Annotated in this window: 19 protein-coding genes; 5 read left to right on the top strand and 14 right to left on the bottom strand. The window is 47.8% G+C overall.

Annotated features, from left to right (window positions below; genetic code table 11):
* Positions 1-33: 33 nt before the first annotated feature.
* The 8 genes from AC6F33_RS02625 to AC6F33_RS02590 form a co-directional block, all read right to left on the bottom strand.
* The gene (locus AC6F33_RS02625) at positions 34-1,470 is read right to left on the bottom strand and encodes an MDR family MFS transporter (protein ID WP_500777660.1); all 1,437 of its coding nucleotides are present in this window, start codon (positions 1,468-1,470) and stop codon (positions 34-36) included.
* Between the two features lie 129 nt (positions 1,471-1,599).
* Positions 1,600-2,430 (bottom strand): aldo/keto reductase, encoded by an 831-nt coding sequence (locus AC6F33_RS02620; protein WP_500777659.1) that lies wholly within the window; start codon positions 2,428-2,430, stop codon positions 1,600-1,602.
* A 397-nt stretch (positions 2,431-2,827) separates the two neighbouring features.
* Positions 2,828-3,193, bottom strand: a complete 366-nt coding sequence (locus AC6F33_RS02615) for a hypothetical protein (protein ID WP_255747416.1) — start codon at positions 3,191-3,193, stop codon at positions 2,828-2,830.
* Positions 3,193-3,696: an Rrf2 family transcriptional regulator gene (locus AC6F33_RS02610; RefSeq protein ID WP_500777658.1), complete on the bottom strand. Its 504-nt coding sequence runs from the start codon at positions 3,694-3,696 to the stop codon at positions 3,193-3,195. The genes AC6F33_RS02615 and AC6F33_RS02610 overlap by 1 nt, the downstream gene beginning before the upstream one ends.
* A gap of 183 nt (positions 3,697-3,879) precedes the next feature.
* Complete coding sequence (locus AC6F33_RS02605) at positions 3,880-5,088, bottom strand: AGE family epimerase/isomerase (protein WP_500777657.1); 1,209 nt, start codon at positions 5,086-5,088, stop codon at positions 3,880-3,882.
* Positions 5,089-6,488: 1,400 nt separating this feature from the next.
* Positions 6,489-7,901: a DHA2 family efflux MFS transporter permease subunit gene (locus AC6F33_RS02600; RefSeq protein WP_255747340.1), complete on the bottom strand. Its 1,413-nt coding sequence runs from the start codon at positions 7,899-7,901 to the stop codon at positions 6,489-6,491.
* A 156-nt stretch (positions 7,902-8,057) separates the two neighbouring features.
* Positions 8,058-8,897, bottom strand: a complete 840-nt coding sequence (locus AC6F33_RS02595) for a DUF4097 family beta strand repeat-containing protein (protein ID WP_500777656.1) — start codon at positions 8,895-8,897, stop codon at positions 8,058-8,060.
* A 182-nt stretch (positions 8,898-9,079) separates the two neighbouring features.
* The gene (locus AC6F33_RS02590) at positions 9,080-9,571 is read right to left on the bottom strand and encodes a YbaK/EbsC family protein (RefSeq protein WP_255747344.1); all 492 of its coding nucleotides are present in this window, start codon (positions 9,569-9,571) and stop codon (positions 9,080-9,082) included.
* Between the two features lie 177 nt (positions 9,572-9,748).
* Here AC6F33_RS02590 and AC6F33_RS02585 point away from each other — a divergent pair, with 177 nt between their 5' ends.
* Positions 9,749-10,120 carry a ParB N-terminal domain-containing protein gene (locus tag AC6F33_RS02585; RefSeq protein ID WP_255747346.1) on the top strand — a complete coding sequence of 124 codons (372 nt, stop codon included), beginning with the start codon at positions 9,749-9,751 and terminating at the stop codon, positions 10,118-10,120.
* A 30-nt stretch (positions 10,121-10,150) separates the two neighbouring features.
* Here AC6F33_RS02585 and AC6F33_RS02580 read toward each other — a convergent pair whose 3' ends face one another.
* From AC6F33_RS02580 to AC6F33_RS02565, 4 genes are all read right to left on the bottom strand, one after another.
* A complete protein-coding gene (locus AC6F33_RS02580) occupies positions 10,151-10,504 on the bottom strand; it encodes a hypothetical protein (protein ID WP_480947960.1) in 354 nt (117 codons plus the stop codon).
* A 4-nt stretch (positions 10,505-10,508) separates the two neighbouring features.
* Positions 10,509-11,519 carry a hypothetical protein gene (locus tag AC6F33_RS02575; protein WP_500777655.1) on the bottom strand — a complete coding sequence of 337 codons (1,011 nt, stop codon included), beginning with the start codon at positions 11,517-11,519 and terminating at the stop codon, positions 10,509-10,511.
* Positions 11,520-11,621: 102 nt separating this feature from the next.
* Positions 11,622-12,068 (bottom strand): hypothetical protein, encoded by a 447-nt coding sequence (locus tag AC6F33_RS02570; protein ID WP_500777654.1) that lies wholly within the window; start codon positions 12,066-12,068, stop codon positions 11,622-11,624.
* Positions 12,069-12,198: 130 nt separating this feature from the next.
* Complete coding sequence (locus AC6F33_RS02565; protein ID WP_480947963.1) at positions 12,199-12,663, bottom strand: hypothetical protein; 465 nt, start codon at positions 12,661-12,663, stop codon at positions 12,199-12,201.
* A gap of 248 nt (positions 12,664-12,911) precedes the next feature.
* Here AC6F33_RS02565 and AC6F33_RS02560 point away from each other — a divergent pair, with 248 nt between their 5' ends.
* From AC6F33_RS02560 to AC6F33_RS02545, 4 genes are all read left to right on the top strand, one after another.
* Entirely contained in the window at positions 12,912-13,877 is a 966-nt protein-coding gene (locus AC6F33_RS02560) for a nuclease-related domain-containing protein (RefSeq protein ID WP_480947964.1), read from the top strand.
* Positions 13,878-15,485: 1,608 nt separating this feature from the next.
* On the top strand, positions 15,486-15,821 hold the full coding sequence (locus AC6F33_RS02555) for a PadR family transcriptional regulator (RefSeq protein WP_255747357.1): 336 nt from the start codon (positions 15,486-15,488) through the stop codon (positions 15,819-15,821).
* Positions 15,814-16,491 (top strand): DUF1129 family protein, encoded by a 678-nt coding sequence (locus tag AC6F33_RS02550; RefSeq protein ID WP_500777653.1) that lies wholly within the window; start codon positions 15,814-15,816, stop codon positions 16,489-16,491. The genes AC6F33_RS02555 and AC6F33_RS02550 overlap by 8 nt, the downstream gene beginning before the upstream one ends.
* A 195-nt stretch (positions 16,492-16,686) precedes the next feature.
* Positions 16,687-17,433, top strand: coding sequence for an EcsC family protein (locus tag AC6F33_RS02545; RefSeq protein ID WP_500777652.1), 747 nt, complete (start codon positions 16,687-16,689; stop codon positions 17,431-17,433).
* A 97-nt stretch (positions 17,434-17,530) separates the two neighbouring features.
* Here AC6F33_RS02545 and AC6F33_RS02540 read toward each other — a convergent pair whose 3' ends face one another.
* Positions 17,531-18,253 carry an amino acid ABC transporter ATP-binding protein gene (locus AC6F33_RS02540; RefSeq protein WP_255747418.1) on the bottom strand — a complete coding sequence of 241 codons (723 nt, stop codon included), beginning with the start codon at positions 18,251-18,253 and terminating at the stop codon, positions 17,531-17,533.
* Complete coding sequence (locus AC6F33_RS02535) at positions 18,253-18,912, bottom strand: amino acid ABC transporter permease (protein ID WP_255747363.1); 660 nt, start codon at positions 18,910-18,912, stop codon at positions 18,253-18,255. Before AC6F33_RS02535 ends, AC6F33_RS02540 begins: the two co-directional genes overlap by 1 nt.
* Positions 18,913-18,919 lie beyond the last annotated feature (7 nt).

Below are 18,919 nucleotides of genomic sequence, written 5' to 3'. Positions count from 1 at the left end.
CCTCAAAATCATTATGCCGCATCTGCCGGCTTTTTACCCTTCCGATTGGTCTTCCTTCGGCGCTACGGTGCGCTTCAAGAAGAATGAAAGAAGCAGTGAAAGAACGCCGACCACCAGTGCGATAAAGAAGGCTCGGCTCATTCCCGAGACGAGCGCCTGCAGCATCTGAGCCGGCGCTTTTGGATTTGCGGATTGGCTGAGATATGCTTGCTGACCGGACACCATAATGCCGATAAACAGCGCGGTTCCGATTCCGCCCGCGACCTGCTGCAAGGTGTTCATGATCGCCGTGCCGTGCGGATACATCTGCTTCGGAAGCTGATTCATACCCGTCGTTGTCACCGGCATCATCACCATCGACATCCCAATCAGCAAGGCCGCATATAAAATGATCACATACAGCATGCTTTCGGAGACCGTCAATCTGCTGAACAGCCAGATGACGACGCACATGATCACCAATCCTGGTGTAACGAGCCAGCGCGGGCCGAATCTATCAAACAATTTGCCCATTACCGGCGACAGCATACCGTTGATCAGTCCGCCCGGCAGGAGCACAAGTCCAGCGGAGAACGATGATAAAAGCAGAGCTCGCTGCAAATAGAGCGGCAGCAGAATCATCGTCGCGAACAGCGTCACCATAACCAAGATTAAGATGATGGTCGCGAGCGTATACATCGGGTATTTAAAGGCGCGAAAATCGAGAATCGGGTTTGCGATCGCGAGCTGACGCCAAACGAACAGAATTAAACTGGCCACACCGACGATCAACAGGACGAGACCGAGCCAGCCGCCTTCCGTGCCGGAGCCCATGCCATACACGAGTCCACCGAATCCGAGCGTGGACAGAACCACAGAAAACACATCCACCTTAGGCTTCGTCACTTGCGACACATTAGTCAGGAAGCGGGCCGCAAACAGAATCGAGAATACGGCGAGCGGCAAGACGAGATAGAAGAGCCAGCGCCATGAAAGCGAGGCAATGATCAGCCCGGACAAGGTCGGACCAAGTGCCGGTGCGAACATGATTACGAGTCCGATCAATCCCATTGCGCCGCCTCGCTTGTCCGGAGGGTAGATGAACAGAATGGTGTTCATCATGACCGGCAGAATGAGTCCGGAGCCGGCCGCTTGGATAACACGACCGACCAGTAAAAAGGAAAAGGTCGGTGCGAATCCGCAAATGACGGTGCCGATGAGGAAAATAGTCATCGCGCCGAGAAACATCTGTCGTGTTGTGAACCAGCCGGTTAGTAGTGCCGTTACCGGCATTAAGATGCCGATCACGAGCAAGTAAGCGGTGGTCAGCCACTGAACCGTTGTCGGCGTGACGTGGAAGTAGCCAATCAGATCGGATAGCGCGATGTTCAGCAGTGTCTCATTCAGGATCGCAACAAATGCGCCGATGATCAGAGCGACGGTAATCGGACCGCGTTTAATTTCTTGCTTTGTTGCTGCGAGTGTTGTCATCAATGAAAAACTCCCTGTCTTTATTCCCTATTATATAGAAGAAATTTTTTGCGGTCAGAAAAAGAGTCTGACAAAATGTCTGAACTTTTTGCCAGGCTCTTTCCTATTTATTACCTTAACTGTATTTGTTTAAAAGTTAAAGTTGTCAGGATCTGCTCCGAAGCGTTTATCTTCATTCAATGCGTCGATTTTGTCGATGTCTTCCGGAGACAGTTCAAAATTGAAAATGTCGGCATTGCTGATGATATGCGCCTCCTGAGTCGAGCGCGGAATGGTAATAATTTCATTTTGCACATCCCAGCGCAGCATGACTTGAGCGGCTGTTTTACCGTATTTTTCTCCGATCGCTTTGAGAGTCGGATGATTGATCAGCCCGCCGCTTCCAAGTGGCGAGTAGGCTTCAACGGCGATACCCTTTTTGTAGCAGTAGTTACGCAACGGCACCTGGGAGAGGAGCGGATGCAGCTCGATCTGATTGACAGCCGGCGTGATCTCCGCATCCTGCAGCAAATCCTCAAGATGATGCTCGTGGAAGTTGCAGACACCGATCGCACGCGCACGGCCATCCTTATACAATTTTTCCATCGCCTTCCACGTTTCCTTGTACTTTCCTGCAGTCGGCCAATGGATCAGATACAGATCGACCGTCTCGATGCCCAGCTTCTTCATGCTCGTATCAAAAGCCGCCAGCGTCGCATCATAGCCCTGGTCGGCGTTCCACACCTTTGTCGTGATGAACACATCGTCCCGTTTCACTCCGGATTGACGCAGCGCTTCGCCAACGCCGGTCTCATTGCGATAGATCGCTGCCGTATCAATCATCGGATACCCGGCCGCCAGCGCAGACCGAACCGAATGGATGACCTCCTCGCCGTCCTTCACCTTCCAGACGCCAAGTCCGAAGCCTGGCATAGGCAGTCCATTATTAAGTTTTACCGTATCTTTCAACGACTGAATCATTTCATCCGCCCTCCTTATCATACTTATTTTCTCACAGATTCCAATTAGAGAAAATAAATTTGCTCATTATATTCTGTACCAATTTGCACAGGTTATCATGCATTGAAATGGAATCAGAGACGAGCAGATTCGAGCCGACCAACTTATGAGTAAACGCTGGCCTTTATAAAATTGATTCCGATTTATGCATTGATTGTCGCACTTTTATGTATCAAAATTCAGCTTTTATTTGCGTAGGGTTGGGTTTTACTTTTGTGTGATTGGCTTTCACTTTTCTCATGTTCGCTTTAACTTCCGGAGTTAGCTTTTATTATCCCCAGGATCGCTTGATAATACGTTTTACCAGGTTCACTGCAAAAAGAAAAGGTGCCCGCGGGCACCTTTTTCTCTTCATTAGTTAATGCTGGGCCGACCAGTACCATGGGCTGGTTTGCGCCAGATTGTCACTGGTCGTACTGTCGTCGCGCTCGGATAATTGCGCGGACAGATCCATAAACCAGTCACGGTCGGATGTAATCAATGCAAGATCGGTCATGCTGCGCAGTTCCTGGCCGTTCAACGGCGTAACCGGGAACGGCTTGATCAGGTAGCCGAGTGTTTCGATCACTCGACCGACCGTCGTTTCGCGGTCGCAGGCAACAACGTGGATCTTGACGGTCCCTTCCTCATGGTTGTAGTCAACGACAAAACCATGCATGAGCTCGCCATTTACCGTTCTGCCTTTTACCCAATCGCCTTTTTTCCATTTGGATTCATGTTGCATCAACCTTCACCACCGATCTTTTTTATATGTTCCTTCATTTTTCCTTTGATTCGTGCAGCAATCAGCACGTCATGCTCCGGAAGCTGCTCGGTCGATGATCCCGTTCGCTTGATCAGCGAAGCAATCGACCAATGTTCAAGATATTCTTCGAGACCGCGTTCTGCGCCTGTAAACGCAAAGTCCATTACAGAGCGAATTCGGTCGAATTCAGGGTCCTGCTCACAACCGGCGGAACACCAGCTGAGCTTTAAAGGGGTGCAAGAAATAGATTGATAGATCCGTGCCAATGTGCACTCGCTGGGATCACAGCCGATCCGATAGCCGCCGCCGAGACCTTCCTTCGTTTCGACGAGACCATTCTTACGTAGAATACTCATAATCTTGCGAATTCGTGCCGGATGCGTATGCACCTTTTGCGACAGCGACTCGCTGTTCCAGACGAGATCCGGCGTCCCGGCGAGCACAATCAGGCAATGAACCGCAATAGTAAACTGACTGTTCATTCTATGATTCCCCTTTTCGGAGATTAGTGTAATTATAATAGATACAGTTTCGAAAATCAATTGATTCCTACGTAAAAAGTGTTTTTGCCAGCATTTTACACCGTGATTCATAGTTTTTTCCAGTCATATCAAGGTTTGTGCATTGCCATATTTTGCGGAAAACATGGCGTTTCGAGATTTGTACTATTTTTTGAACACACGCATCGCTTCATAATAATTGGTGATTGGATGATAGTCTGTTTTTGTAAGTGGGCTTTTTTCATAACCGATGCGGAGATTCGCGCGGCCGAGCTTCGGATACCACGCTCCGTAGCGATGATCAATGAAGTGTGCCCAGCAATAGCCGAAAAGCTGGCGATAATTATTTAAATAAAAATCGGCGTCCGGCGCTGCAGCGGCAAGCCATGCAGAGGCACCGAGCGCTTCGGCCATTACCCAGTAGTATTTATAGGGATCAAGAATCCGTCCATCCGGTGCCATTGAAAAATAGAGTCCGCCATACACGTGATCCGTCCCTGCTTTCCATGCGGTTCGATAGAGAAAAACGGCGCGATCAACAAGCCACTGCTCCGGCACATAGTCATGCAGCTTCATCAAGAGCTTGCTCCATTCAATTGAGTGACCGAGAACGAATCCGTACAGCCGAAATTCGTTGTTCTTATATTCGGCATGCTGCCTCCAGTCCGGCTGCCAATCGCGATTGTACTGTTCCCAGATCAATCCACCCGTTTGGTTGGCCAAGGTGATGGTCACAGAATGCGCGAGTGTCATTGCGCGTCGCAAGTAAGCCTGCTCACCGGTGACCTCAAAGGCAGCAATCATCGCTTCACAGGTGTGCATGTTCGCGTTTTGCCCGCGATAAGGATCCGTCACGCTCCAATCACGATTTTTTGCGTCGAGATAGAGCTGATGCTCATCGTCCCAAAGATGTTTTTCCAAAATTTGCACCTGGGCATTGAGCAGCGGACGTGTGCTGCCGATTCCCGCCTTGCCGGCTGTTGCCAGCGCGAGCAGTACGAAGGCTTGACCGTACATGTATTTTCCGTTGTCGGTCACCTTTCGCTTTTCCGCCTGCCAAAAATAGCCGCCGTAGTCATGGTCGTGCATCACCTCTTCGAGAAAACGCAGACCGTGCTCCGCCATGGCTTTCCAGCGCTGCGGACCGCCAAGTAGGAAACCGATGCTGAATATGTAGATGAATCGCGCGGTACCGACGAGCGATTTGGTTTCATAATCGCAGATCGTGCCATCATCAAGGTAACAATGATAATAGCCGCCATTCACGCGATCGATACACTGCGGATCATAAAAATCGATCGTCTCGAAAATTTGCTTGCACAGCCAATCCGGATCAAAAAATGCCCGGCCGCCATCAATCTTCTCATCAAGCATTGCGCACCCTCTCTCTGCAGGTAGTCATACTAGATGTATGCAGCGTGACGGCTTGCTATGAAAACAGTGTGGAATTCGAGCGATCGAATACAATGAAAAAAGTGAGCGGAACGCATGAACTCACTCTCAGACCAGGCTCATGTTCAAAAATCGTAATCCAATGCACGATAATACAAATTCTATGCACGAAAAAAAGAACGGAACGCATGAACTTACTCTCAGACCAAGCTCATGCTCAAAAATCGTAATCCAATGCACGAAACTATTCGTTCTATGCACGATAACCCCAGTCCAATGCACGAAAATGTGAGCGGAACGCATGAACTTACTCTCAGACTAGGTTCATGTTCAAAAATCGTAATCCAATGCACGATAATACAAATTCTATGCACGAAAATGTGAGCGGAACGCATGAACTCACTCTCAGACCAGGCTCATGTTCAAAAATCGTAATCCAATGCACGATAATCCTAGTTCAATGCACGAAAAAAAGAACGGAACGCATGAACTTACTCTCAGACCAAGCTCATGCTCAAAAATCGTAATCCAATGCACGAAACTATCGGTTCTATGCACGATAATCCTAGTTCTATGCACGAAAAAAAGAACGGAATGCATGGACTCACTCTCAGACTAGGCTCATGCTCAAAAATCGTAATCCAATGCACGAAACTATCGGTTCTATGCACGATAATCCTAGTTCAATGCACGAAAAAAAGAGCGGAATGCATGAACTCACTCTCAGACCAGGCTCATGTTCAAAAATCGTAATCCAATGCACGAAACTATTGGTTCTATGCACGATAATCCTAGTTCTATGCACGAAAAAAAGAACGGAACGCATGAACTCACTCTCAGATCAGGCTCATGCTCAAAAATCTTAATCCAATGCACGAAAGTATCGGTTCTATGCACGATAATCCCAGTCCAATGCACGAAAAAAAGAGCGGAATGCATGAACTCACTCTCAGACCAGGCTCATGCTCAAAAATCGTAATCCAATGCACGATAATCCAAATTCTATGCACGATAATCCCAGCCCAATGCACAAAAATGTGAGCGGAACGCATGAACTCACTCTCAGATCAGGCTCATGCTCAAAAATCGTAATCCAATGCACGAAACTATCGGTTCTATGCACGATAATCCCAGCCCAATGCACAAAAATGTGAGCGGAACGCATGAACTTACTCTCAGACCAAGCTCATGCTCAAAAATCGTAATCCAATGCACGAAACTATCGGTTCAATGCACGAAAATTAGGTCCTCATGCACGAACCCAGACCTGACGAAAAAGTTCAACCGACTAACACAATCATGAAATTCGTATCCAATCGAGAAATTTTTAGCAACAAAAAATCCTCCCCACACCGCATAAGCGGTACGGGGAGGATTTATGTTCATGAGCGGCGGCTTGGTTTTTTCACAAAGAATGCGAGAATCAATGCCGCTAAAATAATCAATGAAGCAACGAAGAACGCGGCATTGACGCCACGGATCAGCCCGTCAACGCCATATTTCTGCGGGTTGAGCGCGGTTGAGGCCATGACGGTGAACAGCAGCGCCGTTCCGATTGATCCGGCAACCTGGCGCATGGTATTGTTCATGGCGGTGCCGTGCGGAATCATGTTATTCGGCAGCTGGTTTAAGCCGGCTGTCGTTGTCGGCATTAAGACCATCGACAGGCCGAACATGCGCCCCGCATTCACAAGAGCCAGATAAGCAAACGATGTTGATACGTCCAAGCGGCACAGCAGCAAGGTCGTCACCAAAACAATGATGAGACCGGTGATTGCAAGGCCACGTGCGCCGACCTTATCAAAAATTCGTCCGGTGATCGGGGACATGACGCCCATCACAATTGCTCCCGGGAGCAGCATCAATCCGGATTTGAGCGGCGAGAAGCCGAGCATCGTCTGCATGTAAATCGGCAACATCGTCGCACCGGCAATAAACGCCGTAAAGCAGAGCATGCCGATCACCGTTGTCAGTGTAAAAATCGGGTAGCGGAACACCTTGAATTCCAGAATCGGCTGTTCAAGTCGAAGCTGCCTGAGAATGAACACCGTGAGTGCCACGGCACCCAGTGCGAGTGTCAGCAGTACCTCCGGATCCCCCCAGCCATGACTTCCGGCAATACTTGATCCGTACAGCAAGCCGCCAAAACCAAGCGTTGAGAGAGCAATCGACAGAATATCCAGCTTCGGATACGTCCGCTTGGTCACATTTTTCAAAATGAAAAAGGCGAGAATAAAATCAAGCAGCGCAACCGGAAGCACAACATAGAACAAGATACGCCATGAATAATGATTAATCAGCCAGCCGGACAAGGTCGGACCGATCGCCGGAGCGAACCCGATCACCAGACCGAAGATGCCCATGACCGATCCCCGCTTCTCAATCGGAAAAATGATAAACATAATCGTCATCATGAGCGGCATCATGATCCCGGCACCCATCGCCTGGATGATACGACCGATAATCAGAAAAAAGAAATTGTTCGAGACAAGACATACGAGCGTGCCGACCGTAAATGATCCCATCGCCGATAAAAACAGAGCGCGCGTGGTGAACCTTCCCTCGAGGAAGGCCGTAATTGGAATCATAATCCCGTTGACAAGCAGAAACACCGTCTGAATCCACTGCACCATGACCGACGTCAAGTTCAAATCATGCATAATGCTCGGCAGCGCCGTAACAAGCAGTGTCTGATTCAGAATCGTTATAAACCCACCAAAAACCAAGACAAGAACAATCGGTACCACATTGAGATTCCGGTGGACCTGAATCCTATTTTCTTCCATAATACTCATTCCAACACTTCTTTCTAAAATGTTCATGATTGACAATGCTGATTAGAATTCACCGATCATCAGCACCGGGCAACCTATTCATCATATCATGAAAATTTTATTCGTGTAAGCATTATGAAGGGAACCTAATCCACCTGAGCAAAATTTACAATGCTCTTAATAAATACGCAATACACCGCTGTTTACCGTTGCATCAAACGTGTAGGTTCCTGATCCATGGACACCGCTGATCGTTTTGTCGCCGGTTTGCTTCTCTTTGAGCGGCAGGATGCAGCGAAGCATTCCACTGTTCGTCTTTCCGTTGAGGCGGAAATCTGCATCATTCGGCAGATCAAAATTTGCCAGGCCCGAGTTGACCGAAGCCTTGACCGGTCCGCTCAATTCGGTGATGCCCATCTTCAAATTACCGGAATGCACCTGCGCATTGAACGCTCCGGAGAAATGGGTAACCTTTAAATTGCCCGAACGAAGATCAAGCGTTGCCGACCGCACATGTAATTGATCCATCTCCAGATTGCCCGAATGTACAACCAATTGGGCAGAGTCGGCAGAAATCCCCTTCACGTTAGCAGATCCCGATGAAACATTCACCGCAAGCTTTCGATAAGTCGCCTCATCATCAAAGTTTATCGTTCCCGAGCCAATATCCAAGCTGAGCGCCCGAGCATAGCTGCGCGGAATCGTAATCGTTACCTTAGAGCGGTCCCACCAGGAAAAAAAGGAGAACTGCCTGTGCGTTTTCACCTGAATCGAGTCACCCGACCGTTGAACCGAGACACTCCCTTTGCCGCTCAACTTGGCGCGCACTTTATTCCCTTCACCGAGCACAACTTCCGCTCGAATACTTCCCGTTTTAACTTGAATCTGATTCACCTGCTTTGTTAAAGTTGCCGAGCTTTGCTGCTTGCCAAAGGGCAACCCAGGTAAATGAATCGGATTGAAAAAGATCAAATACACAACCACAACAATAGCCAGCACAATCGCAAACCGTTTCATACAAATCGCCTACCTTCCTTAAAGTAATGTCATGTAAAAAACTTGGCTCCGCCAAGTATCTGAGGCAACGTTTCGTGGAACATCCATCGTCAGCGGTGATGCTTTACTTAGTATAAAAAAACGCCGGCGATCAAGTAACCGTCCGGCGTTCTATAAATGTATACGTCTTAAGTGCTATCTATTCAGGCTTCCGGTTCATCCTGCCAGCCTTTGCAGGCATTGACCCATGATTTGCCGTTGCCTAGGCTGTACAGGTCATCAATGGTGAGCTCAATGGCGGAATTGCTGCTGCCGCATGCCGGGAACACGGTTTCGAAGCGTTTCAACGATTCGTCCATAAACACCGGCCAATCGTGTGTCAGACCAAATGGACAAACGCCGCCGACCGCGTGACCAACGAGTTCCAGCGTTTCTTCGGGCGAAAGCATATGCGCTTTGAAGCCGAATTCATGGCGGAATTTTTTATTGTCGATCTTGGCATCGCCAGCCATGACGACCAGCATCGCACCTTCCTTATTTTCGCCGCGAAAGGCGAGCGTTTTCGCGATCCGTTCCGGTTCCACATGCAAATGCTCCGCCGCCAGCTGCACCGTCGCGCTTGAGAGTTTCAGTTCAATGACATCCTTTTCACGGCCGACCGACCGAAAATAGGCCTTCACTTTTTCCACAGACATCCTAACGCCTCCCGTTCCTCTTGCATTATCGTCAAGTTTAGCAAAAAATAGTGTCCTGTCAATCCGTACTGGTTAATATATACTTTGCAAAATCTACGGATCTATTATAAATTTAAACTATTATCATTCGCGCACTTGCACGGATACTTTGGGAAAATCATAAAGAAGGGGTTGCGCATGGCAGAATTATTAACGGGAAAAGAAATTTGCGGACGCTACAGCGATCTTCAGCATGACGCGTTCGGCACTGATGACCATCAATTCAAGCTGATCACAATCGAGAAGGAAAAGTTGTATGACGTGCCTTGCTCGTTCAGCAGCAATGGAAAAAATCTGGTGACCTATAAAGAATGGGCAAACGACCCGGAAAATTACGATGATTATCATACCGATAACGTCAAGCAGATGGTTGATTATATACATGAAGGCGGAAAGCTGCCGCCAATGATGGTCAATAAGGATTTATGCTTGTATGACGGTCAGCATCGACTGACGGCATACAGCCTGATCCCGGAAATCAAGGAAGTCGAAGTATACAAGGAAGTCTGACATGAAGCGAGCGCCGCGGCGCTCGCTTTTTTACTTGGCAGCTGATGTTTCTTTTTTAAGCATATGCGTGATCCAATAGCCGAAACCAAGCCGGACTCCGGCGATGGCAACTACAAGTCCATGTCCCATGTCGCTATCTAAAGTACTGAGATACCAAGCCATCAGCATACCTTCGAACGTCACCTGTGCAATCACTAGATTGCTGATTTGTTCAAGCGTTTTGACGCTGACTCCCTTGTTCGCTTTCAACGCTTTAATTGCTTTTTCGTTCAGAATAAATGGAACAAAATGGCTGTCAAATTTGCCTCTTCTAAACTTAATAAATCCAATCAACATGCATACGATGACGATACTGACTATTGAGAGTGCTATATAGAAAAACATCCGCTCACCTCTTCAATTCGCGGACCCACTCCGCAAACGTATATTGCCAATATTTTCCCGAAAGCGGTACTTCATCCGCTTTTCCCGAATCGAGTTGCTCAATCAGGCGGCGCCACAGGTCCTGGCGATTCCGGTCCGCAAAGCGATACGTCCATTTTTCCACAACCCATAGAAACAAAACAAATGTCAGTGCCACGTTCAGCAGCGTAAAGAAACTGCCCAGATCAACAGACAGTAGGAGTCCGCCAAACAATCCGCAGATCAGCATGATAGCGACGATGATCAATTTGACAATTTGAAAAATCTTGCCTTTCTTTAAGATGCTCTCCGACTTCGGCACATGAAGGCTGGCCTCAGTCCGTTCCATCAGTGGAAGCAAATAATCGCTCGTTGGAATTTCAATTTTTTTATCGTAATGGTCGACGAGTTGATTGACGGCCTTCACTTCTTCCTTCTTTCCTAAATAACGGTGACCCTTCATGACAATGGCTGAGACCAACGAAGGAAAGGCGAGACAAATCAATACCCACATGATGATGTATTGGTTAAGAGGGAGATCGCTAAGCTCATCCCGATGGGCCAGCAGCTGATCGATCATGGTCGCATCAATTAGCGCATGGTAAAAAATCATGATGAAGACGAGCAGCGAACAGACTCCGGCAACCGATCTTACGATCCGGAGCGGCGACTGGGTTCGAGCATTGTAGTCCTCCCACGTAATACTCGGATTGGCGGCCCATGCTCTGAATGTAAAATTGATTAAGGCAACGATCACGAAGAAGATCAGTGCGCTCAAGCTGATCCAGACATGGCCAAGGTTGAATGTGAGGCCGATCGCGCCGAGCCAAACCACGAATACGATCGCATTCTCTATGTATAGGCGGCGACGCTTTTTGCTATGATCTTGATTCCAGTGAATCCATTTGGCACGTTGCTGTTCTTCCGAGTTGACATGAATCCCGCTCAGCAGCGCCCAGAAATAAAATAAGCACAAAAAGACAAGGACTAACGACATCGTGAAGCCTCCCTGATTACTCGTTTCTCATATTGTAGCAGAGTATAGGAAAAAGATGGCACCGGATATTCGGAGCCATCTCTTTTTGCATGAGAGAATTTTTTAACGGCATGCCGGATGCCATGGAAATTGCGGGCACCACCACGGTCTCGGCGGACGCGGCGGCTGTTGCGGGAACGGTACCCCGCGCGGCGGATACGGCCCGAGATAAGTAAGTCCGGACATATCTGTAAAATGTTCCTGGTGCTGTACCCAGCGCCGCTGCTGCGGCAAATAGACATTCATGCTGACCATGCCTGTATTCTGGTTGACGCCGAGCAGTTGGATCAGCATCATCTGATTATAGCTGGCGAGCCGCGTTTGATAGAAATGGCCGCGTCTGCCGCGATTAAGTTCTTGCTGAATCGCGTTTGTCGGAACAAGAAACGGCTGCGGTTGTTCGCGTTCATCGTAATAATCATCATCATATTCGGTCACATACCTGTAAGGCTCATATTCATATGATTCATAGCCATACGGATACCCAGATCCGTTTGGATCGTCATACATTTTTATAAACACCTGCCTATCTTGTTTGTAATACTATATGCCGGGCATTTTCATTGGGTTGGGCTGTGGCCCAGTTTGAAGCTATGAAGAAAAAGACGGCTCTGCATGATGCGGGTGCCATCTTTTTTCATCAGCAGCCGGGAAACCAAGAATATTGCTGACACCACGGCGGACGCGGCGTACCGGTACCTTGGCCGCCTCCTTGCGTGCCGCCCGGTCCACCACCTTGCGTTCCTCCTTGGCCGCCGAGTGGCGGAGGGGTCGGACCAAGATAAGTCAGTCCGAACATATCCGATTTATGCTCTTGATGAAACATCCATTGCCCGGTTTGCGGCATGTAGACGTTCATACTGACCATGCCGGTTGTTGGGTTTATACCAAGCAGCTGGATCGTCACTAGTTCACCAAAGCTTGCCAGCCTGGTACGGTAATAATGTCCGGTCCTTCCCAGCTTAATTTCATTTTCAATTGTCGCCGTCGGCAGCAGTGTCGGCATCTGTTCACGATAAGGATCGTACGCATTTTCATTAAATTGATTCCCATTATAATAGCCATAAGGATCGTAAAAATAACCATCCTCGAATTCGTTTGTCATACAGTCACCCGCCCCTCTCATTATGTATTACTATATGTCGGGCGATTGTATTGGGCTGGGCGCGATCAAGCCCAATTTCAATTTTAATTATTTTGTTTGTGTAAACGTTTTCTAATACGGCTTGTTGATTCGATTTCTATTATTATGCAGTGTTTTGGCTTCATTTTTACTGTTTTGTCGTTTCGTTTTTTTTCGGGAAATTTGTTATTCTCTTTTTAAAAGATCTTTGAAGTTAAGGAGATGATTGATTGATCAAAAAACAGAGAACGATGCCCCATATTCTCCGTCAACTAAGCGCGTTGAAACGCCGCCTCCCTCCAAATCATCCGCAATTCGCGCTGATTTGCCAGGATGAGAAAAATCGCTCGAACGGATATAAAGGTGAGGAAGCGATTGATTATTACCTTGCCGATCTGCCGGATGATTTCTCCATCTATCATGGCCTGCGCCTGCCGATGAACCATTCCTTTTTCCAAATGGACACGCTCATTCTAACCTATTCCTTCCTATTAATAATTGAAATTAAGGCACTAAAAGGAGAGGTCTATTTCGACCCGGTGTTCAAACAAATGATCCGAACACTCAATGGTAAGTCGGAAGGATTTCGTTGTCCGATTGTGCAAGTAAAAAGGCAAAATGATTGTCTGAGTCGTTGGTGCGCGGCCCACAGATTTCCGCAAGCTCCGATTGAAGACTTCGTCACGTTCAGCAATCCTGAAACCATACTCAAAACAGCTTCCGGCAATACAATCGTTCCTCGAAAAGTCTGCCACATGCACCAAGTTCCCGATCGCATTCAGGCACTCACGCGTGCTCCGGTTAACATACGCCTAACCGATCAAGAACGCGATCGGCTCAACGATCAACTTATCCAAGCCCATACACCACTTATCCAGAATGTGCGTGAGCTCTATCATATTGATGACAAAGACCTACTCACCGGCGTTCAATGTCCAAACTGCCACGCCATCCCCATGATTCGAGCCCATGGCAGCTGGCATTGTTCACGTTGCGGCCGAGATTCAAAAACCGCGCACCACACCCTGCTTGACGACTACTTCTTGCTGATGTCACCAACTATAACGAACCGTGAGTTCCGACACTGGGCGCACCTAGATTCTCGAGCGCAGGCAACGAACCTGCTAAAGAACATGAACCTTCGCTATACAGGCACACAGCGACATACAATTTATCACGAACCTGATCAACATTGAAAAACCAGCCTTCTTTGACGGCTGGTTTCTTCTTTTGTCTTTATATAGATGTGTACAAGCCTCGGCTTGTACACTCCTTTTGATCTTTCGTGCATTGGATCACTGGTTTCGTGCATTGGCCAATTGATTTGGTGCATTGACTCGGGTCAGACTGGCGTTCATGCATTGAGCAGTGATTTTCGTGCATTGAACCAAGGTTTTCGTGCATTGGATCACTAATTTCATGCATTGGCCTACTGATTTGGTGCATAGGCTCGGATCAGGCTGGCGTTCATGCATTGAGCACTACTTTTCGTGCATTGAACCAAGGTTTTCGTGCATTGGATCACTAGTTTCATGCATTAGCCAATTGATTTGGTGCATAGGCTCGGATCAGGCTGGCGTTTATGCATTGGGCACTAATTTTCGTGCATTGAACCAAGGTTTTCGTGCATTGGATCAGTAGTTTCATGCATTGGCCAATTGATTTGGTGCATTGACTCGGATCAGGCTGGCGTTCATGCATTGGGCACTACTTTTCGTGCATTGAACCAAGGTTTTCGTGCATTGGATCACTGGTTTCATGCATTGGCCAATTGATTTGGTGCATTGACTCAGATCAGGCTGGCGTTCATGCATTGAGCACTACTTTTCGTGCATTGAACCAAGATTTTCGTGCATTGGATCACTGGTTTCGTGCATTGGCCTACTAATTTGGTGCATTGACTCGGGTCAGACTGGCGTTCATGCATTGAGCAGTGATTTTCGTGCATTGAACCAAGGTTTTCGTGCATTGGATCACTAATTTCATGCATTGGCCTACTGATTTGGTGCATAGGCTCGGATCAGGCTGGCGTTCATGCATTGGGCACTACTTTTCGTGCATTGAACCAAGGTTTTCGTGCATTGGATCACTGGTTTCATGCATTGGCCAATTGATTTGGTGCATTGACTCAGATCAGGCTGGCGTTCATGCATTGAGCACTACTTTTCGTGCATTGAACCAAGATTTTCGTGCATTGGATCGCTAGTTTCGTGCATTGGCCAATTGATTTGGTGCATAGGCTCGGATCAGGCTGGCGTTCATGCATTGAGCACTAATTTTCGTGCATTGAACCAAGGTTTTCGTGCATTGGATCAGTAGTTTTGTACATTAGCCAATTGATTTGATGCATAGGATCGGATCAGGCTGGCGTTCATGCATTGAGCAGTGATTTTCGTGCATTGAACCAAGATTTTCGTGCATTGGATCAGTAGTTTCATGCATTGGCCTACTGATTTGGTGCATAGGCTCGGATCAGGCTGGCGTTCATGCATTGAGTACTACTTTTCGTGCATTGAACCAAGGTTTTCGTGCATTGGATCGCTAGTTTCATGCATTGGCCAATTGATTTGGTGCATTGACTCAGATCAGGCTGGCGTTCATGCATTGAGTACTACTTTTCGTGCATTGGATCACTAATTTCATGCATTGGCCAATTGATTTGGTGCATTGCTTTTTGGATGTGATTTGTTGACATCCATTCCCTAGCATTTTATACTGATATCAGCTACTTGGCATTGCAAAGTAGCTGATTTTTCACACTGGTATCTTGTTTTGCAACATACCGTTTTAAGAAAGGAGCAGCTATGTCTGTTCGGACCCAGCTTTTGAAAGGTGTGCTTGATGGCTGTGTGCTGTCGATCATCGAAAAGGAATCCGTATATGGTTATGAATTATCAAAGAAGCTGCAGCTGGCCGGATTGAGTGATGTCAGTGAAGGGACGATCTATCCGGTGCTGCTGAGGTTGCAGAAAAATGGTTATATTCGCGGGGAGATGCGGCCGTCGGAATCGGGGCCGGACCGCAAGTATTACTCGCTGACGGACGATGGACTTGCAGCGCTGAAGGAACTGGCGCTGGAATGGGCAAATATCGCCGGTCCGGTCACGACATTAATGCAAAGGAGGCACACAAATGATTAGCTCAAAACAACTAATCTCGGAAAATAATGAAAGGCGCAAGTTGCTGACTAAGGAAAATGAAAAATACTATGATGATATGCTCGTCTATATTCGATTAAAGGCAAAATCATCGGATCAGGAAAGCGAAGAGGTACTGATGGAGCTGCTCAATCACTTGATTGATGGACAGCAGGATGGAAAAACGGCGGCCGACATCTTCGGTGATGATCCAAAGGGATATGCAGATGAGCTGATCAGCGAGCTGCCCAAAGCGCACTTGCGCACCAGGCTTCCGTTTCTCAGCTATCTGTTAATCAACCTCATCTCTATATTTTTACTTGTCCGAGGCGCCGCTTTATTTATCGGCGGCTTCTTCAAGCCTGCGGACGCGACCGTCTTTATCGTCAAATCTACGCTGATTACGGTTTACTGGCTCTTGGCGATCGCATTTCTTATCTGGTTCATTTTGCATCTTGTCGAGAACGCTCTCTTCAAAAAAGTAAGCAATTGGAAAGATGTATTGAAAGCCGGGCTGGTTGGTATCATCAGTTTTGGTCTAGGTACTGCGCTGCTGTATCTGATTCCCAACTTCGGCCCGTCCTTCTCATTCGGCTGGCTTCCGTCGCTTGTGAGCGGTGCCATCCTGTGGCTGATCAGTTTTTGGACAAAGAAAAAGTTTAACCTTTTTTAGGTAGGGAACCCTAGTGTACAAATGAACAATTGCGGCTTGGTAAAAAAGGAATCGTTTCCCCTGTTCTTCCGATCGCTAACGAACCCGACCCGGACTGTTCGCCGCCTTGCCGCCCATGCTTTTCGGCGCGCTCGCCTGAAGCACAAGTGAAACGCCGGATCTGCATCACACGTAAATGACCTGAGGAGGGATCCAATGAACGATTATGAATTGCGCGCTTATGATGAAATCATGGCTTGGAAGCGCAAGATGCTCAAGCCCTCGAGTTTGCTCAATCGTATGTCTAAAAAAGTTCAGGCAAAAATGAACGGGTATATACCTGAAAAAGTGCAACATGCGATCACGGCGGCAATAAAAGGTATGGTTCAATCGACACTGACCGGTTCGCATTGGATCACCAAAAAGAATCAAGCTGCCGGTTTGTCACTGGAAGAAAAAGATCGAATCGTGACTGAAAAATTGTCCAATTACCGTAAAACCGCTGTTGTAGAAGGTGCGGGTACCGGTGCAGGCGGAATCCTGCTTGGCCTGGCCGATTTTCCGCTCCTGTTGTCCATCAAAATGAAATTTCTTTTTGATGCGGCATCGGTTTATGGTTTTGATACGAAGAAATATGAGGAGCGGATCTTCATTTTGCAAGTGTTTAAGCTCGCTTTTTCGAGTGATGACGTGCGGAATGAGACGCTCGAAATCATTGAGAATTGGGAGACGCGCAAGCAGGAATTTATGGAGATGGACTGGCAAGAGTTCCAGCAGGAATATCGGGACTATCTCGATTTTGCAAAAATGCTGCAGCTGATGCCCGGAATCGGTGCCGCAGTCGGTGCAGTGGTCAACTATAATCTGCTCGACCGGCTTGGTGAAACAGCAACGAATTCTTATCGGCTGCGCCTCCTTACCGCCCAGCCTAAATGGATTGAATCATCATCGCCGAAAGACTAAGGCCTTTTCATTGATGAGAGAATCAGTGCGACACCATGAACCGGCCTCATTACAAAAAAACAGGAGAGCAGCAAAATGATTGCTGCTCTCCTGTTTTTTATAAAACTTTGCTTAGAAATGCTTGCGTTCGTTCCTCTTGCGGGTGTTCGAACAGTTGGTTTGGTTCATTTTCTTCTACTATATAGCCGCCGTCCATGAAGATGACGCGGTCGCCGACTTCACGTGCGAAGCCCATTTCATGAGTAACGACAACCATCGTCATGCCATCCTTGGCGAGCTGCTTCATGACATCGAGCACTTCGCCGACCATTTCCGGGTCAAGTGCCGAGGTCGGTTCATCAAACAACATCATCTTCGGTTCCATCGCAAGTGCGCGGGCAATCGCGATACGCTGTTTCTGACCACCGGATAATGAATCGGGGTAGGCATTCGCTTTTTCTGCGAGCCCGACCTTGCCGAGCAGTTCCATTGCTTTTGTCTTCGCCTGTTCCCTGCTCACCTTTTTCACCTTAAGCGGTGCGATCATAATGTTGTCAAGCACAGTCATATGCGGGAACAAATTAAACTGCTGAAACACCATGCCGACATCCTGTCGAATTTGGTTGATGTTCGCTTTTTTGTCGGCAATATCCGTGCCTTCAATGTATACATGCCCGGAGGTGATTGACTCAAGCAGATTAATGCAGCGGAGCAGTGTCGATTTGCCTGATCCGGACGGACCGATGACAACGACCACTTGCTGCTTCTCCACTTCAAGATTAATTTTTTTCAATACTTCATTGTCGCCGAACGACTTTTTCAAATCTTCTACTTTGATCATCATTTTGTCGCCATCCTTCTTTCCAGGCGATTTACTAAGAAGCTCATAGTCAAGGTCAGGATCAGATAGATGAAGGAAATCGTCAAGTACGGTGTCCAGACGATTGCATACTGCGCGCCCATTGCCTGCGCCCAATAGGTCAGTTCAGGTGCCGCTATTGCCGCGATCAGCGAGCTGTCCTTAATCAGACTGATGAATTCATTGCCCATCGGCGGAAGCACGCGACGAACGGCCTGAGGCAATACGATATAGCGCATGGCCTGGAGCTTGCTCATTCCAAGTGAACGCGCCGCCTCGGTCTGACCTTCGTCAATAGATTGAATACCGGCACGAAAAACCTCGGCTATATATGCTGCCTCATTCAATGAGAGTGCAAGAGCACCGGCGAGAATGCCGTTTGATTGACCAAAAACGGCCGGAACGACACCAAAATGAATAATAAGAATTTGTACATACAGCGGCGTTCCTCGAAAGAAGGTAATGTAGCAGATAAACGGCCATGACAACGCCTTATTATTGATCATTTTCCCGAAACAGACAAGTAAACCGAGCAGTGTCCCGAATACGATGCCGGCAAGTGAAAAACCGACCGTAAATAATGTTCCGCTTGCAAAAAAGGGCAAATATTCTCTGATGATGTCCAAAGGGTTAACGCCCAAATGAATC

Source organism: Sporolactobacillus sp. BBK16-2, assembly GCF_059878335.1.
The sequence above is the reverse complement of the archived record's forward strand: the minus strand, read 5'-3'. Positions and strand labels throughout refer to the sequence as shown.

Bases quoted from the DNA above. Each gene is read 5' to 3' on its own strand.
- AC6F33_RS02590 (WP_255747344.1), bottom strand. From the start codon at position 9,571: ATGTCTGTGGAAAAAGTGAAGGCCTATTTTCGGTCGGTCGGCCGTGAA.
- AC6F33_RS02565 (WP_480947963.1), bottom strand. From the start codon at position 12,663: ATGACAAACGAATTCGAGGATGGTTATTTTTACGATCCTTATGGCTAT.
- AC6F33_RS02620 (WP_500777659.1), bottom strand. From the start codon at position 2,430: ATGATTCAGTCGTTGAAAGATACGGTAAAACTTAATAATGGACTGCCT.
- AC6F33_RS02580 (WP_480947960.1), bottom strand. From the start codon at position 10,504: ATGTTTTTCTATATAGCACTCTCAATAGTCAGTATCGTCATCGTATGC.
- AC6F33_RS02575 (WP_500777655.1), bottom strand. From the start codon at position 11,519: ATGTCGTTAGTCCTTGTCTTTTTGTGCTTATTTTATTTCTGGGCGCTG.
- AC6F33_RS02625 (WP_500777660.1), bottom strand. From the start codon at position 1,470: ATGACAACACTCGCAGCAACAAAGCAAGAAATTAAACGCGGTCCGATT.
- AC6F33_RS02585 (WP_255747346.1), top strand. From the start codon at position 9,749: ATGGCAGAATTATTAACGGGAAAAGAAATTTGCGGACGCTACAGCGAT.
- AC6F33_RS02540 (WP_255747418.1), bottom strand. From the start codon at position 18,253: ATGATCAAAGTAGAAGATTTGAAAAAGTCGTTCGGCGACAATGAAGTA.
- AC6F33_RS02610 (WP_500777658.1), bottom strand. From the start codon at position 3,696: ATGAACAGTCAGTTTACTATTGCGGTTCATTGCCTGATTGTGCTCGCC.
- AC6F33_RS02550 (WP_500777653.1), top strand. From the start codon at position 15,814: ATGATTAGCTCAAAACAACTAATCTCGGAAAATAATGAAAGGCGCAAG.
- AC6F33_RS02555 (WP_255747357.1), top strand. From the start codon at position 15,486: ATGTCTGTTCGGACCCAGCTTTTGAAAGGTGTGCTTGATGGCTGTGTG.
- AC6F33_RS02615 (WP_255747416.1), bottom strand. From the start codon at position 3,193: ATGCAACATGAATCCAAATGGAAAAAAGGCGATTGGGTAAAAGGCAGA.
- AC6F33_RS02545 (WP_500777652.1), top strand. From the start codon at position 16,687: ATGAACGATTATGAATTGCGCGCTTATGATGAAATCATGGCTTGGAAG.
- AC6F33_RS02570 (WP_500777654.1), bottom strand. From the start codon at position 12,068: ATGTATGACGATCCAAACGGATCTGGGTATCCGTATGGCTATGAATCA.
- AC6F33_RS02600 (WP_255747340.1), bottom strand. From the start codon at position 7,901: ATGAGTATTATGGAAGAAAATAGGATTCAGGTCCACCGGAATCTCAAT.
- AC6F33_RS02605 (WP_500777657.1), bottom strand. From the start codon at position 5,088: ATGCTTGATGAGAAGATTGATGGCGGCCGGGCATTTTTTGATCCGGAT.
- AC6F33_RS02595 (WP_500777656.1), bottom strand. From the start codon at position 8,897: ATGAAACGGTTTGCGATTGTGCTGGCTATTGTTGTGGTTGTGTATTTG.